14 protein-coding genes are annotated in these 13,980 nt (G+C 70.3%); 5 read left to right on the forward strand and 9 right to left on the reverse strand.

What is annotated here, in order from left to right; all coding sequences use genetic code 11:
* Nucleotides 1-158 precede the first annotated feature (158 nt).
* Both sodB and RA210_RS01895 read right to left on the reverse strand, forming a co-directional pair.
* Nucleotides 159-740, reverse strand: a complete 582-nt coding sequence (gene sodB, locus RA210_RS01890) for a superoxide dismutase [Fe] (RefSeq protein WP_136488173.1) — start codon at nt 738-740, stop codon at nt 159-161.
* Nucleotides 741-911: 171 nt separating this feature from the next.
* Nucleotides 912-1,523 (reverse strand): LysE/ArgO family amino acid transporter, encoded by a 612-nt coding sequence (locus RA210_RS01895; protein WP_136488172.1) that lies wholly within the window; start codon nt 1,521-1,523, stop codon nt 912-914.
* A gap of 100 nt (nt 1,524-1,623) precedes the next feature.
* On the opposite strand from RA210_RS01895, the gene RA210_RS01900 reads away from it, so the two are divergent.
* Complete coding sequence (locus RA210_RS01900; protein WP_136488171.1) at nt 1,624-2,523, forward strand: LysR family transcriptional regulator ArgP; 900 nt, start codon at nt 1,624-1,626, stop codon at nt 2,521-2,523.
* A gap of 11 nt (nt 2,524-2,534) precedes the next feature.
* Here the strand turns inward: RA210_RS01900 and RA210_RS01905 are convergent, their stop codons facing one another.
* Nucleotides 2,535-2,852, reverse strand: coding sequence for a hypothetical protein (locus RA210_RS01905; RefSeq protein ID WP_136488170.1), 318 nt, complete (start codon nt 2,850-2,852; stop codon nt 2,535-2,537).
* A gap of 212 nt (nt 2,853-3,064) precedes the next feature.
* Here RA210_RS01905 and RA210_RS01910 point away from each other — a divergent pair, with 212 nt between their 5' ends.
* Nucleotides 3,065-3,973, forward strand: a complete 909-nt coding sequence (locus RA210_RS01910) for an ATPase (RefSeq protein ID WP_201485194.1) — start codon at nt 3,065-3,067, stop codon at nt 3,971-3,973.
* Between the two features lie 65 nt (nt 3,974-4,038).
* Here RA210_RS01910 and RA210_RS01915 read toward each other — a convergent pair whose 3' ends face one another.
* The gene (locus tag RA210_RS01915; protein WP_201485195.1) at nt 4,039-5,088 is read right to left on the reverse strand and encodes an alkene reductase; all 1,050 of its coding nucleotides are present in this window, start codon (nt 5,086-5,088) and stop codon (nt 4,039-4,041) included.
* Between the two features lie 71 nt (nt 5,089-5,159).
* On the opposite strand from RA210_RS01915, the gene RA210_RS01920 reads away from it, so the two are divergent.
* A complete protein-coding gene (locus RA210_RS01920) occupies nt 5,160-5,738 on the forward strand; it encodes an acyl carrier protein phosphodiesterase (protein ID WP_136491810.1) in 579 nt (192 codons plus the stop codon).
* Nucleotide 5,739: 1 nt separating this feature from the next.
* On the opposite strand, the gene RA210_RS01925 is transcribed toward RA210_RS01920, so the two are convergent.
* Together RA210_RS01925 and olsB are read right to left on the reverse strand one after the other, a co-directional pair.
* Entirely contained in the window at nt 5,740-6,510 is a 771-nt protein-coding gene (locus tag RA210_RS01925; RefSeq protein WP_201485196.1) for a lysophospholipid acyltransferase family protein, read from the reverse strand.
* Nucleotides 6,510-7,265, reverse strand: a complete 756-nt coding sequence (olsB, locus tag RA210_RS01930; RefSeq protein ID WP_201485197.1) for an L-ornithine N(alpha)-acyltransferase — start codon at nt 7,263-7,265, stop codon at nt 6,510-6,512. The genes RA210_RS01925 and olsB overlap by 1 nt, the downstream gene beginning before the upstream one ends.
* Before the next feature lie 239 nt (nt 7,266-7,504).
* Between olsB and RA210_RS01935 the strand changes: the two genes are divergently transcribed.
* Both RA210_RS01935 and RA210_RS01940 read left to right on the forward strand, forming a co-directional pair.
* The gene (locus RA210_RS01935) at nt 7,505-8,290 is read left to right on the forward strand and encodes an MBL fold metallo-hydrolase (protein WP_201485198.1); all 786 of its coding nucleotides are present in this window, start codon (nt 7,505-7,507) and stop codon (nt 8,288-8,290) included.
* A gap of 167 nt (nt 8,291-8,457) precedes the next feature.
* Nucleotides 8,458-9,612: a phospholipase D-like domain-containing protein gene (locus tag RA210_RS01940; protein WP_201485199.1), complete on the forward strand. Its 1,155-nt coding sequence runs from the start codon at nt 8,458-8,460 to the stop codon at nt 9,610-9,612.
* Between the two features lie 58 nt (nt 9,613-9,670).
* Here the strand turns inward: RA210_RS01940 and RA210_RS01945 are convergent, their stop codons facing one another.
* The 3 genes from RA210_RS01945 to RA210_RS01955 form a co-directional block, all read right to left on the reverse strand.
* A complete protein-coding gene (locus RA210_RS01945; RefSeq protein ID WP_201485200.1) occupies nt 9,671-11,194 on the reverse strand; it encodes a fumarate hydratase in 1,524 nt (507 codons plus the stop codon).
* A 209-nt stretch (nt 11,195-11,403) separates the two neighbouring features.
* Nucleotides 11,404-12,855 (reverse strand): pyruvate kinase, encoded by a 1,452-nt coding sequence (gene pyk, locus RA210_RS01950; RefSeq protein ID WP_136491481.1) that lies wholly within the window; start codon nt 12,853-12,855, stop codon nt 11,404-11,406.
* Between the two features lie 110 nt (nt 12,856-12,965).
* A complete protein-coding gene (locus RA210_RS01955) occupies nt 12,966-13,886 on the reverse strand; it encodes a universal stress protein (protein WP_201485201.1) in 921 nt (306 codons plus the stop codon).
* Nucleotides 13,887-13,980 lie beyond the last annotated feature (94 nt).

Here is a 13,980-nt window from a genome sequence, read left to right on the forward strand (position 1 = left end):
GGGGGGACGTTTCCTTGTTTGGCGCTTCCGGTTGCGCGAAGCCGCACAGAGTATTCGGATTTGCCGCGCGAGCGTCAAAGGGGGCGGGGCCGGCGGCGTGCCGGGCAAAAACGCAGAAGCCCGGCCGGGGCCGGGCTTCTGCGTGATGGTCAGGCGACTCAGGCGGCGTAGTTGGCGGCCACGAAGTCCCAGTTGACCAGGTTCCAGAACGCCTCGACGTACTTCGGACGCAGGTTGCGGTAGTCGATGTAGTAGGCGTGTTCCCAGACGTCGCAGGTCAGCAGCGGGGTGTCGCCGCTGGTCAGCGGGCAGCCGGCGCCGATGGTGCTGGCCAGGGCCAGGGAGCCGTCGGCCTTCTTCACCAGCCAGGCCCAGCCGGAACCGAAGGTGCCGATGGCGACCTTGGTGAACTCGGCCTTGAAGTTGTCGAAGGAGCCGAAGGTGGCGTTGATGGCGTCGGCCAGGGCGCCGGTGGGCTGGCCACCGCCGTTGGGCTTCAGGCCGTTCCAGTAGAAGGTGTGGTTCCACACCTGGGCCGCGTTGTTGAAGATGCCACCGGTGGAGGTCTTGACGATCTCTTCCAGGGTCTTGCCTTCGAATTCGGTACCCGGGATCAGGTTGTTCAGGTTGACCACGTAGGTGTTGTGGTGCTTGCCGTAGTGGTATTCCAGGGTCTCGGCGGAAATGTGCGGCTCGAGGGCGTTCTTCTCGTAAGGCAGCGGCGGCAGTTCGAAAGCCATGGTTTCTCTCCCTATCATCATCAGGTATGTGCGAGCGCAAGGTGCGCGCGACCCGGCTCGTGGGCCGGTCTGGCAGCTCCCCTGCAGCGGAGCTGCCGCAGCGCTATGGCGCGCCGTCGGCCCCGAATCATAGCACCCACCCCCTGCCTTATCCACGCAGCAGCCGTGGGGTTATGCGGCCCAGAGCGGCCGCGCCAGCTGCACCGCCATCGCCAGCATCATGCTCGCCACGCCGAGGTCGATCAGCCGCCAGGTGGTCGGTCGCGCCAGCCAGGGCGCCAGGCGGGCGGCGCCGAGGGCGAGGGTGGCGAACCACAGCAGCGAGGCGCTGGCGGCGCCGAGGGCGTAGGCGCCGGGGACTGCCTGCTGGGCGCCGAGCGAGCCGATCAGCAGCACGGTGTCGAGGTAGACGTGCGGGTTGAGCAGGGTCACGGCGAGGGCGGCGAGCAGCACCGCGCGGCGCGAGCGCGGCAGGGCGTCGCCGGCGCCGGCCAGGCCCTGGCTGGTCCAGGCGCGGCGCAGCGCCTGGCTGGCGTACCAGAGCAGGAAGGCGATGCCGCCCCAGCGGGCGACGGCCAGCAGCAGCGGGCTCTGTGCCAGCAGGCTGGCCAGGCCGAACACCCCGGCGGTGATCAGCAGGGCGTCGCACAGCACGCAGAGCGCGGCCACCGTCAGGTGGTGCTCGCGGCGCAGGCTCTGGGCGAGGACGAAGGCGTTCTGCGCGCCGATGGCCACGATCAGGCCGGCCGTGACCAGCAGGCCGTTGCTGTAACTCTGCCACATCTCGGGAACTCCGCCAGGGTAGACAAGGATGTGGCCACTCTAGGCAGCGCGGATGTATAAGAGAAACGAATACTGCTGATCAGGCATTAGGTAAATCGATATGTTCGACTACAAGCTGCTCGCTGCCCTGGCCACCGTGGTGGAGCAGGCCGGCTTCGAGCGCGCCGCGCAGCGTCTGGGGCTGTCGCAGTCGGCGGTGTCGCAGCGCATCAAGCTGCTGGAGATGCGCCTCGGCCAGCCGGTGCTGGTGCGCAGCACGCCGCCGCAGCCGACCGAGCTGGGCCAGCGGCTGCTCAACCACGTGCAGCAGGTGCGCCTGCTCGAGGGCGACCTGCAGCAGCTGGTGCCGGCGCTGGACGAGGAGGGCGGGGCGGAGCGCCTGCGCGTGGCGCTGAGCGCCGACAGTCTGGCGACCTGGTGGGCGGAGGCGGTCAGCGACTACTGCAGCGAGTCCGGCGTGCTCCTCGACCTGCTGGTGGAGGACCAGGCGGTGGGCCTCAAGCGCATGCGCGCCGGCGAGGTGGCCGCCTGCCTGTGTTCCAGCCCCCGGCCGGTGGCCGGCGCGCGCGCCCTGGCGCTGGGGGCGATGCGCTACCGGGCGATGGCCAGCCCGGCGTTCATCGCCCGTCATCTGGCCGGCGGGGTCAGCGGCGAGCGGCTGGCGCGGGTGCCGGCCATCGTCTTCGGCCCGGACGACCGCCTGCAGCACCGCTTCCTGGCCGCACTCGGCGTGGAGGGCGGCTTCCTCCACCATCTGTGCCCGTCGTCGGAAGGCTTCGTGCGCATGGCCGAGGCGGGGCTCGGCTGGGGGCTGATCCCCGAGCTGCAGGTGGCCGAACAGCTGGCCAGCGGACGCTTGCGGGAGGTGCTGCCGGAGCGGCCGGTCGACGTGCCGCTGTACTGGCACAGCTGGCGTCTGGGCGGCGAGCGCCTGGACAGCCTCACCCGCCATGTCGAGCGCACCGCGCGGCGCTGGCTGGTGGCCCTGCCGGGCGCCTGAGGCGCCGGGGGTCAGACGTAGATGCGCTGGCCGCGGTAGATGCGCACCTGGCGCTCCTCGGTCGGGCCCGGTGCGTCGGCTTCCGGCGTCGGAATCTGGCCACGGTACAGCGGACGCTTGCGGGCCGCTTCCTCGCCTTCCGGCGTGCCGGCCAGTTCGGCCAGCTGCGCGCCGAGGCGGCGGGTTTCCATCGAGTCGCTGCGCTCGCAGGCGGCGAGCAGGGCGCTGATCACGTCGCTCTGGCTGAGGTGGATGTCGGTCCCCAGTTCCTCGCGCAGGCGGCGGCGCAGCTTCTGCATGCAATCGAGGGTGGCCTTGTTCAGTTCCATGGGGGTCTCCTTGACGCGGTCCGGGGTTTCCCGGGATCAAGCAAGCCCCATACCAGAATTCCCGAGCGCAACTCTGCGCTTTGCCGCCGCCGGCCGGGCCGGACAAGCTTCGTTGCGGTGCAACATGCACCGTAAGCGAGCGTCAGCCGGTGGCTGCCGGGGCGCCGTATAATGGGCGAGCCGATTTCCCTTTCCCCACAGGTTGTGCCGGTATGCGTAACGATGCCCTCGACGAGCTGGACGAACTTCCCAGCCTGACCCCCGATGTCCGGATGCCGCCGGACAGCCGGCGCGAAGCGTCGGCCAGCGCCGAGGCGCGTGCACCGCAGCTGGCCGCGGCCGCGCCGCGCGGGCGCGGCAGCCGCGCCCCGTGGCTGCTGTCCGCCCTGCTGCTGGCCGCGCTGGCCGGCCTCGGCTGGTGGAGCCAGCAGCAGCTAGCGCGTCTGGAGCAGCAGCTGGTGGCGACCCAGGAGAGCTTCGCGCGGATCAGCGAGGATGCCGCCGGGCGCCTGAAGGACATCTCCGGCAAGGTGGTGGCCACCGAGTCCAGCGTCACCAGCGAGAGCGAGGCGCTCAAGCTGCGCATCAAGCAGATGGAAGGCCGTCTGGCCCAGCTCGGCAAGCAGCAGCAGAGCGCGAGCGAGCAGCTCGACGGCCAGGAGCGCAAGCTGGAGCAGTTGCGCGGCGAGTTGAAGAGCCAGCGCGGGGCTGCCGAGCAGCTGGCTGCCGCGCTCAGGGAGCAGCAGGGCAGCGCCAGCCAGCTGGCCGCGACTCTGAAGGAGCAGCAGGGCGGGCTGAGCAGCCTGGATGGCCGGCTCAAGGGGCTGGCCGAGGAGCAGGCGGCGCTGAAGGCGGCGCAAGGCCAGGCGAGCCAGCTGGAAGGGCGCCTGCAGGGCCTGGCCGGCGACGTCGCATTGCTGAAGAAGCAGGGCAATCCCGCGCCGGCGATCAAGCGCCTCGAGGACGACCTGCTGGTGCTGCGCAGCCAGCTGGACAGCCGCCCGGCCGCCGCGGTAGCCGGCACTGCCGAGCTGGACGCCTTCCGCGCGCAGATGACCCGCAACATCACCACCCTGCAGGCGCAGGTGCAGAACCTGCAGCAGCAGCTCAACGCCCGCTGACGGCGGCGCGACGAACAAGGCCCCGGCTGCCGCTGGCAACCGGGGCTTTTTCGTCGGCGTGGGTATTACAGGGTCGGGTAGTCGATGTAGCCGGCCGGGCCGGCCGCGTAGAAGGTGCTGCTGTCCGCCGCGTTCAGCGGCGCAGCGGCGGCCAGGCGCGCCGGCAGGTCGGGGTTGGCGATGAACGGGATGCCGAAGGCCACCGCATCGGCCTTGCCCTCGGCCAGCCAGCGCTCGGCCTGCTCCCTGGTGAAGCGCTCGTTGGCGATGTACACGCCGCCGAACGCCTGCTTGAGCTGCGGGCCGAGGCTGTCGACGGCCTCGTGCTCGCGGGCGCAGATGAAGGCGATGCCGCGCCTGCCCAGCTCGCGGGCGACGTAGGCGAAGGTCTCTGCGCGGTCGGAGTCGCCCATGTCGTGGGCGTCGGCGCGCGGCGCCAGGTGCATGCCGACGCGGCCGGCGCCCCACACGCCGATGCAGGCGTCGGTGACTTCCAGCAGCAGCCGCGCGCGGTTCTCCAGCGATCCGCCGTACTGGTCGCTGCGCCGGTTGGTGCTGTCCTGCAGGAACTGGTCGAGCAGATAACCGTTGGCGCCGTGGATCTCCACGCCGTCGAAGCCGGCGGCCCTGGCGTTCTCCGCGCCCTGGCGGTAGGCCGCGACGATGCCGGCGATTTCCGCGGTGTCCAGCGCGCGCGGGGTGACGTACTCGCGCTTGGGACGGACCAGGCTGACGTGGCCCCTGGGCTGCACCGCGCTGGGCGCCACCGGCAGTGCGCCGTCCAGGTAGCAGGGATCGGAGATGCGCCCGACGTGCCACAACTGCAGGAAGATGCGCCCGCCGGCGGCATGCACCGCGGAGGTGACGTTCTTCCAGCCCAGCATCTGCTCCTCGGACCAGATGCCGGGGGTGTCCGGGTAGCCGACGCCCATCGGCGTCACCGCGGTGGCCTCGCTGATGATCAGCCCGGCGCTGGCGCGCTGCACGTAGTACTCGGCCATCAGCGCACCGGGCACCCGACCGGGCTCGGCGCGGCAGCGGGTCAGCGGGGCCATGATGATGCGGTTGGGCAACTGCAGGTCGCCCACCTGGAGGGGATCGAACAGGGTCGGCATGGTCGGTGTCCTTGCGCGGGGAAGGGGCTCCCATACTACCGGCTGGCGGAGCAGGGGGTTAAGCTGGGGGCATGAACTACCTTGCCCATCTGCACCTCGGCGGCGCGCAGCCGGCGCAGCTGCTCGGCAGCCTGTATGGCGACTTCGTCAAGGGGCCGCTGGGCGGGCGCTTCGCCCCGGAGGTCGAGGCCGCCATCGGCCTGCACCGGCGCATCGACGCCTTCACCGACCGCCACCCGCAGGTGCGGCTGGCGGTGGCGCGCTTTCCCGCCGAGCGGCGGCGCTACGCCGGCATCCTCCTCGACCTGTTCTTCGACCACTGTCTGGCCAGCCACTGGGACGACTACGCCGACGAGCCGCTGCAGTGCTTCAGCGCGCGGGTGTACGGCGTGCTGGCCGCCGAGGCCGAGCTGCCCGGGCGCCTGGCGCTGATCGCCCCGCGCATGGCCGAACAGGACTGGCTGGGCAGCTACCGCGAGTTCGCCGTGCTGGAGCGGGTGCTGCTGAACATGCAGCGGCGCCTGTCGCGCCCGGAAAGCCTGGACGGCGCGCTGGCCGAGCTGGCGCGCCTGTATCCCTGGCTGCTCGACGACTTCCGCGCCTTCTATCCCGAACTGATCGCCTTCGCCCGCGCCGCGCGCACGGCCTGACTCAGGCCGCCTCCCGCTCGTCCTGCGCCTCGGCGGGGCAGACTACCGCGGCGATCGCCGCATGGGCGCGGCGCGCCAGTTCGCTGCGGGTGAGTCCGGCCACGGCGATCGGTTCCAGCAGGGTGACTTCCACCACCGCCCGTTCGGCGCTCAGCAGGCGCAGCAGGTGTGCCGGCAGCTCGTCGTCGCCGACGAAGGGCGCCAGCGCGTCGCGGGCGCCGGCGCGCCGGTAGCGCAGCGCCACCGGCTGCACGGCGGCGCCGCTGTCGACGGCGGCGGCGAGCAGGCGCGGGTGGAAGCGCAGCACGCCGCTGCCGTCGGAGCTGGTGCCCTCGGGGAAGATCGCCAGGTGGTGGCCGTGCTGCAGGTGGCCGGCCAGCTGGCGGCCGAGGTCGAGGCTGTCGCCGCCGCCGCGGCGGATGAACAGGGTGCCGGCCTGGCGCGCCAGCCAGCCGGCCAGCGGCCAGGCGGCCACCTCGGCCTTGGCGAGGAACGACAGCGGGCGCAGGGCGCCGAGCACGGCAATGTCGACCCAGGACACGTGGTTGGCCAGCCACAGCACCGGCGTGTCCGGCAGCCGGCCGCGCACCTGCACGGTGAACGGCAGGGCGGCCTGCAGGCGGCGCATGAAGCGCCAGGTCAGGCGCTGGCGCAGGGCCATGGGCGCGCCGCCGAGGCGCTCGCGCAGGCCGACCCAGGCGCCCAGCAGTGCGCCCTCGGCGAGCACGGCGAACAGGCGCAGCAGGCGTGCATACAGGCGCAGGCGGCGCATCAGCCGGCCGCCTTGAAGTGGCGGGCGTAGCGCGGGCACAGTTCGTCGCGCTTGAGCAGGATGAACACGTCGGCGACCTGGAAGTCCGGGTCCCAGCACGGCTCGCCGCAGATCTTCGCGCCCAGGCGCATGTAGGCCTTGAGCAGCGGCGGCAGCTCGGCGGTGAGGTTGTCCGGCACCGCCAGCTCCGGCAGCGGCTGGCGCGGTTCGGCGCGCAGGTGCTCGGTGCACAGGTGGCGCTCGCGCAGGCGCTGCATCACCGCACGGGCCTGGATGCCGCCGTCGCGCATGGGGATGCTGGCGCAGCCCAGCAGGTAGCGGTAGCCGCCCTCGTTGAGGATCTCCGCCAGTGCGCCCCACAGCACGGCGATGGTGGCGCCGTTGCGGTAGGGGGCGGCGACGCAGGTGCGGCCGATCTCCAGGGTCGGCCCCTCGAGGCGGCCGAGGCCGTGCAGGCGGAATTCGCCCTCGCTGTAGTAGCGGCCCAGCTTGCGCGCGGTGTGGTGGTCGAGCAGGCGGGTGGTGGCGACCAGCTCGCCGCTGGCCAGGTCGCGCACGCCCAGATGGCTGCAGTGGACGTCGAAGCCGTCGCAGTCCAGGCCCAGCTCGGCGCCTTCCAGGCGCGCGCCGAACTCCTCGCCGAACACGCGGTAGCGCAGGGCCTGGGCCTCGAACAGGGCTTCGGTGCCGTGCAGGCGCTCGGCCTGCAGGCGGCGGGTGGGGCTGGCGTCGCGGGATAGTGCAGTGGCGGACATGCAGAACCTCCGGGCAGCCGTGGCGGCCGCTGGCTTGTTGTGTGCACGGCCATGCTGGCAAGGGCGCATTGCTGCCCGGTGACGCGGCGGTGATGCTTCTGTGACCGCGCGCGCAACCTGCCCGTCGCCTGCGGCGTAGAGTGGCAGCGCCTGCGGCGGCGCTGGCGCGCTTGATGCAAATCAGTGAAGTTGCAACCCGGCTCCGTTAAGCTCCGCCAAACCGAGAATTCGAGGTAGCCATGCGTCGCGAGCCCATAGTCCTGTTTGATAATGGCACCCACCAGTGCCTGTGTTTCGATGATCTGGTCACCGGCGAAGGTGTACAGACCAACCAGTTCCTGATCGTCGACAACGAGCAATACATGCTGCTCGATCCGGGCGGCGACCTGACCTACACCCCCCTGTCGCTGGAGCTGTCCAAGCACATCCCGGTGCAGGACCTGACCTACATCTTCGCCTCGCACCAGGACCCGGACATCATCGCCGCCCTGGACAAGTGGCTGCTGCACACCAAGGCCAAGGTCATCTGCTCGCGCCTGTGGGCGCGCTTCCTGCCGCACCTGACCGCCAACTACCTGGCCGTCAGCCATGGCATCTCCACCTACGACCGCATCATCGCGCTGCCCGATCGCGGCCAGTCGCTGCCGCTGGGCAACTGCCAGCTCAAGGCGGTGCCGGCGCACTTCCTGCACTCGGTGGGCAACTTCCAGCTCTACGATCCGATCAGCAAGATCCTGTTCTCCGGCGACATGGGCGCCTCGCTGGTCGAGGATGCGCAGCCGGTCACCGACTTCGCCGCCCACCTGTCGAGCATGGAAGGCTTCCACCGCCGCTACATGGCCAGCAACAAGGTCTGCCGCCTGTGGGCCGACATGGTGCGCAAGATGGATGTCGAGATGATCGTGCCGCAGCACGGCCGTCCCTTCGTCGGCAAGGCGATGATCAACACCTTCCTCGACTGGATCGGCCAGCTCGAGTGCGGCATGGACCTGATGGGGCCGGCCGACTACACCCTGCCGCGCTGAGTCTCTGCGGCCAGACCGACGCCGGCGGCGCCTTCGGGCCCGCCGGCGTCGTCGTTTGCGGGGCGGGTGTCTTGAGCCCCGACGAACGGACGGCTATGGTGCGCTGAGCCACTGTCGTCCGAGGAGCCGATGCCCAGCCCGACCATCCTGCCCCATCCCGGCGCGCCATGACCCAGACCGTCTTTCCCTGGCGCGGCGGCAACCGTTTCGAGTTGCTGATCGACGGCGAGCAGTTCTTCCCCCGCCTGCTCGCCGCCATCGAGGGTGCCGAGCGGCAGGTGGAACTGGAGCTGTATCTGGTCGAGGCCGGCGCCTGCGCCGAGCATCTGGTCGCCTGCCTGAGCGCCGCCGCCCGCCGCGGCGTGGCGGTGCGCTGTCTGTTCGACGCCTTCGGCAGCCGGCGCCTCGGCGCACGCCTGAGCACGCAGCTGCGCCAGGCCGGCGTGCAGCTGCGCCTGTACAACCCGCTCGGCTGGCGGCGTGGAGTGGCCAACTGCTACCGCGACCACCGCAAGCTGCTGCTGGTCGACGGGCAGCGCGCCTGGGTCGGCGGCACCGGCGCCACCGACGACTTCTGGCGGCCCGAGCCGGCCGGCGATCGCTGGCACGAGCTGATGGTGGAGATGGCCGGGCCGCTGGTGGCCGACTGGCAGACCCTGTTCGAGCGGCTGTGGCAGGCCTGTGACGACGACTGCGCCTGGCGCCCCCTCGTGCGTCCGTCGGCGCACTTGCCGCCGAGGCCGCTGCCGGGTGCCGGCCTTGGCCGGGTGGCCTACGCCGATGCCGTGCAGCACCGCGACATCCTGCGCTCGCTGCTGCGCAACCTCGGTCATGCGCGCACGCGCATCTGGCTGGCCACGCCCTATTTCCTGCCCAGCTGGCGGGTGCGCAAGGCGCTGCGCAAGGCCGCCGAGCGCGGCGTCGACGTGCGCCTGCTGCTGTCCAGCCGCATCACCGACCATGCGCCGGTGCGCTTCGCCGGACAGCGCTACTACCCGCGGCTGCTGAGGAGCGGGGTGCGCATCTTCGAGTACCAGCCGCGCTTCCTGCACCTCAAGGCGGTGCTGGTCGACGACTGGCTGAGCATCGGCTCGTGCAACTTCGACCACTGGACGCTGCGCTTCAACCTGGAGGCCAATCTCGAGGCCCACGACCCGCAGCTGACCGCCGATCTCGAGGAGAGCTTCGTCGCCGACTTCGCGCAGAGCCGCGAGATCGACCTCGACGACTGGCGCGCCCGGCCGCTGGTCATGCGCGTCTCGCAGCGCCTGTGGGGCTGGCTGGATCGCCTGGTGGTCAACCTGCTCGACCGCTGGCGCTGAAAAAGGAAAACCCCGGAGGGCAGGGCCGCTCCGGGGTTTTCTTCGCGCTTGCGGAAGCTTACTTCACTTCCACCGCCAGGCTGTCGGCGATCTTCTGCTTCCAGATCTGCGGGCCGGTGATGTGCACCGACTCGCCGTTGGCGTCGACCGCCACGGTGACCGGCATGTCCTTGACCTCGAACTCGTAGATCGCTTCCATGCCCAGCTCGGGGAAGGCCAGCACCTCGGCCTTCTTGATCGCCTGGGCGACCAGGTAGGCGGCGCCGCCGACGGCCATCAGGTACACGGCCTTGTTGTCGCGGATCGCGTCGATGGCGATCGGGCCGCGCTCGGACTTGCCGATCATGCCCAGCAGACCGGTCTGCTCGAGGATCTGGCGGGTGAACTTGTCCATGCGGGTCGCGGTGGTCGGGCCGGCCGGGCCGACCACTTCGTCACGCACCGGATCGACCGGGCCGACGTAGTAGATGAAGCGGCCCTTGAGGTCCACCGGCAGCTCCTGGCCGGCGTTGAGCATGTCGACCATGCGCTTGTGCGCGGCGTCGCGGCCGGTCAGCATCTTGCCGTTGAGCAGGACGGTCTCGCCCGGCTTCCAGCTCTGCACTTCTTCCGGGGTGATGGTGTCGAGGTTGACGCGGCGGGCGCTCGGGCCGGCTTCCCAGACGATTTCCGGGTAGGCGTCCAGCGGCGGCGGGGTCAGCTCGGCCGGGCCGGAGCCGTCCAGCACGAAGTGGGCGTGACGGGTGGCGGCGCAGTTGGGGATGATGCACACCGGCAGCGAGGCGGCGTGGGTCGGGTAGTCCTTGATCTTCACGTCGAGCACGGTGGTCAGGCCGCCGAGGCCCTGGGCGCCGATGCCCAGCTGGTTGACCTTGTCGAACAGCTCGAGGCGCAGTTCCTCGATGCGGTTCTGCGCGCCGCGCTTCTTCAGCTCATGGATGTCGATCTCCTCCATGAGCGATTCCTTGGCCAGCAGCGCGGCCTTCTCGGCGGTACCGCCGATGCCGATGCCCAGCATGCCCGGCGGGCACCAGCCGGCGCCCATTTCCGGCACGGTCTTCAGCACCCAGTCGACGATCGAGTCGGACGGGTTGAGCATGCCCATCTTCGACTTGTTCTCGGAGCCGCCGCCCTTGGCCGCGACGTCGATCTCCACGGTGTCGCCCGGGACGATCTGGTAGTGGATCACCGCCGGGGTGTTGTCCTTGGTGTTCTTGCGGGCACCGGCCGGGTCGGCCAGGATCGAGGCGCGCAGGACGTTGTCCGGGTTGTTGTAGGCGCGACGCACGCCCTCGTTGATCATGTCGTCCAGGCTCATGGTGGCGCCGTCCCACTGGACGTTCATGCCGACCTTGGCGAACACGGTGACGATGCCGGTGTCCTGGCAGATCGGACGGTGGCCGGTGGCGCACATGCGCGAGTTGATCAGGATCTGGGCGATGGAATCGCGGGCCGCCGGCGACTCCTCGCGCAGGTAGGCCTCGTGCATGGCCTGGATGAAGTCGACGGGGTGGTAGTAGGAGATGTACTGCAGGGCGTCGGCGACGCTCTGGATCAGGTCGTCTTGCTTGATCACGGCCATGGAACGCGGTCCTCTGTCAGGCGGAACTTCACGGCGCGCCACCGTGGGCGGCGCAAAAAACGGCGCGGCAGTATAGCGCGCAGGGGGCGTGGCGGACACCCGCCCGCCGTCGACCTTGGTCGATTGGCGGCCAGTGGCGCGGCCGGCAGGCTCGCCCAGAAAGCAGAAGGCCGCTCGAACGAGCGGCCTCCCGGTTCACACTCCGCCGATCAGGCCAGCGATTCGCCGACGTGGAGGACCTTCAGGGTGTTGGTGCCGCCGATGGTGTCGTAGCTGTCGCCCTTGCTCATGATCACCCAGTCGCCCGGCTGGACCACGCCGCGCTTGAGCAGCTCGTCGACCGCGGCCTGGCTGACCTGCTCCGGCGGCAGCGCTGCGGCGTCGAAGGGGATGGTCTGCACGCCGCGGAACAGCGACGCACGGGCCTGGGTGGCGCGGTGCGGCGAGTAGGCGAAGATCGGCACCGCCGAGCGGATGCGCGACATGATCAGCGGGGTGTAGCCGCTCTCGGTGAGGGCGATGATCGCCTTGACGCCAGGGAAGTGGTTGGCGGTGTACATGGCCGCCAGGGCGATGCTCTCGTCGCAGCGCTCGAAGGTCAGGCCCATGCGGTGGCCGGACTTCTGGCTGGTCGGGTGCTTCTCGGCGCCGACGCAGACGCGCGCCATGGCCTTGACCGCTTCCACCGGGTAGTCGCCGGCGGCGCTCTCGGCCGACAGCATCACCGCGTCGGTATAGTCCAGCGCGGCGTTGGCCACGTCGGACACCTCGGCGCGGGTCGGCATCGGGCTGTGGATCATCGACTCCATCATCTGCGTGGCGGTGATCACCACTTTGTTGAGGCGGCGGGCGTGGGCAATGATCTTCTTCTGGATGCCGACCAGCTCGGCGTCGCCGATCTCCACGCCGAGGTCGCCGCGGGCGACCATCACGCCGTCGCTGGCGCGGATCAGCGCATCCAGCGATTCGTCGTCGGCCACCGCCTCGGCGCGCTCGATCTTGGCGATCAGCCAGGCGTCGCTGCCGGCCTCGTCGCGCAGGCGGCGGGCGTAGTGCATGTCCTCGGCATCGCGCGGGAAGGACACCGCCAGGTAGTCCAGCTCCATCTCGGCGGCCAGCTTGATGTCGGCCTTGTCCTTGTCGGTCAGCGCCGGCGCGGTCAGGCCGCCGCCGCGGCGGTTGATGCCCTTGTGGTCGGACAGCGGGCCACCGACGGTGACCTTGCACAGCAGCTCGCTGGCGGTGACCTGCTCGACCTGCATGATCACCCGGCCGTCGTCGAGCAGCAGCTCGTCGCCGACCTTGCAGTCCTTGACCAGGTCCGGGTAGTCGATGCCGACCACTTCCTGGGTGCCGGCGTCGCGCGGGTGGCTGATGGAGAAGCGGAAGGCGTCGCCTTCCTGCAGCTCGATGCGCTTGTTGGCGAACTTGGCGATGCGGATCTTCGGACCCTGCAGGTCGCCGAGCAGGGCGACGTGGCGATCGTGCTTGGCGGCCAGCTCGCGCACCAGGCGGGCGCGGGCCTTGTGCTCCTCGGGGGTGCCGTGGGAGAAGTTGAGGCGGGCGACGTTCATCCCGGCGAGGATCAGTTGCTCCAGCACCTGCGGCGAGCTGCTGGACGGGCCGAGAGTGGCGACGATCTTGGTACGGCGAAAGGGCATCAGGTTGCTCCTGGGTAAGGTCTGAACAGCGCCGGCGCGCCCGCTTGTGGCTGGGCGGACCGGTCTTGGTCGGCTCGCGGTGAGCCTGCGCCATCCGTGGCGGGAGTCGGTCAGTGGGCGGGTGCGCCCTGCGGCTTGAGCACCAGCAGGTCGCAGTCGACCCCTTCGAGCACGCGCTCGGCAGTGTGGCCGATCAGCGCGGTGTCGAGGTGGCCGCGGGCGATGGCGCCCATCACCAGCAGGTCGACGGCATTTTCCTCGACGAAGCGCGGCAGGGTCTCCTCGGCGAAGCCCTGCAGCAGGTGGCTGCGCGGCTTGGCTACCGCATGCTGGCCGAGCAGTTGCTCGAAGGCCTCGCGGTGGCGTTCGCCGGTGCGCTCGACATAGTACTCGTAATCGGCGATCAGTTCGGCATCGAACACCAAGGTGCGCGGCAGCGGTGCGTAGCTGTGCAGGTAGTGGTCCTCCAGGCCGAGGGTCTGACCCAGGGTCTGCGCCGCCTCGATCAGCTGGTGGTCGAGGCTGGCCGGCTTGTCGGCGCTGTGGGTGGGATCGAGGGCCACGGCCAGGCGCTGGCTGCGCCACTCGCCTTCCGGCTTGACCAGCCACAGTGGCGCCGGGCAGTAGCGGATCAGCTGCCAGCAGGTGTTGCTCAGCAGCAGGCGACGGATCAGGCCGTGGCTGTGCGCGGTCTTCAGCACCAGGTCGGGCTTCAGTTCCTCGGCGCGGGCGATGACCATCCGGTGCAGCGGCTTGCCCCAGCGCACCTCGCAGGTCACCGCCAGGCCCTCCTGGCGCAGCGGCGCGGCCAGTTGCTCGAGCCATTCGCGGCGCTGGCGGAGCAGCGAGTCGCGCGCCTTGTCCAGCGCCGGCGCCTCGAACAGCAGGCCGTTGTCCAGGGCACTGTTGAACTCGCAGATCAGCAGCTCGAGGGCGGCACCGCTGCGGCGGGCGATCCAGGCCGCGCGCGCCAGCGCCGGTTGCGGGGTTTGGGTGGGATCGATGATCACCAGCAGCTGCTTGAGTTGCATGTCGGACTCCTTGGCCGGATGGGGTATGGCCCGCGTGATGCCAGGCTCGGCTTGATGGACTCAGCCTAGCGCCAGCGCCACTACACATGCAAAC

Origin of the sequence: Pseudomonas sp. OF001 (assembly GCF_904426495.1) — a bacterium.
GTDB lineage: Bacteria > Pseudomonadota > Gammaproteobacteria > Pseudomonadales > Pseudomonadaceae > Geopseudomonas.

Bases quoted from the DNA above. Each gene is read 5' to 3' on its own strand.
- sodB (WP_136488173.1), bottom strand. From the start codon at position 740: ATGGCTTTCGAACTGCCGCCGCTGCCTTACGAGAAGAACGCCCTCGAG.
- RA210_RS01895 (WP_136488172.1), bottom strand. From the start codon at position 1,523: ATGTGGCAGAGTTACAGCAACGGCCTGCTGGTCACGGCCGGCCTGATC.
- RA210_RS01900 (WP_136488171.1), top strand. From the start codon at position 1,624: ATGTTCGACTACAAGCTGCTCGCTGCCCTGGCCACCGTGGTGGAGCAG.
- RA210_RS01905 (WP_136488170.1), bottom strand. From the start codon at position 2,852: ATGGAACTGAACAAGGCCACCCTCGATTGCATGCAGAAGCTGCGCCGC.
- RA210_RS01910 (WP_201485194.1), top strand. From the start codon at position 3,065: ATGCGTAACGATGCCCTCGACGAGCTGGACGAACTTCCCAGCCTGACC.
- RA210_RS01915 (WP_201485195.1), bottom strand. From the start codon at position 5,088: ATGCCGACCCTGTTCGATCCCCTCCAGGTGGGCGACCTGCAGTTGCCC.
- RA210_RS01920 (WP_136491810.1), top strand. From the start codon at position 5,160: ATGAACTACCTTGCCCATCTGCACCTCGGCGGCGCGCAGCCGGCGCAG.
- RA210_RS01925 (WP_201485196.1), bottom strand. From the start codon at position 6,510: ATGCGCCGCCTGCGCCTGTATGCACGCCTGCTGCGCCTGTTCGCCGTG.
- olsB (WP_201485197.1), bottom strand. From the start codon at position 7,265: ATGTCCGCCACTGCACTATCCCGCGACGCCAGCCCCACCCGCCGCCTG.
- RA210_RS01935 (WP_201485198.1), top strand. From the start codon at position 7,505: ATGCGTCGCGAGCCCATAGTCCTGTTTGATAATGGCACCCACCAGTGC.
- RA210_RS01940 (WP_201485199.1), top strand. From the start codon at position 8,458: ATGACCCAGACCGTCTTTCCCTGGCGCGGCGGCAACCGTTTCGAGTTG.
- RA210_RS01945 (WP_201485200.1), bottom strand. From the start codon at position 11,194: ATGGCCGTGATCAAGCAAGACGACCTGATCCAGAGCGTCGCCGACGCC.
- pyk (WP_136491481.1), bottom strand. From the start codon at position 12,855: ATGCCCTTTCGCCGTACCAAGATCGTCGCCACTCTCGGCCCGTCCAGC.
- RA210_RS01955 (WP_201485201.1), bottom strand. From the start codon at position 13,886: ATGCAACTCAAGCAGCTGCTGGTGATCATCGATCCCACCCAAACCCCG.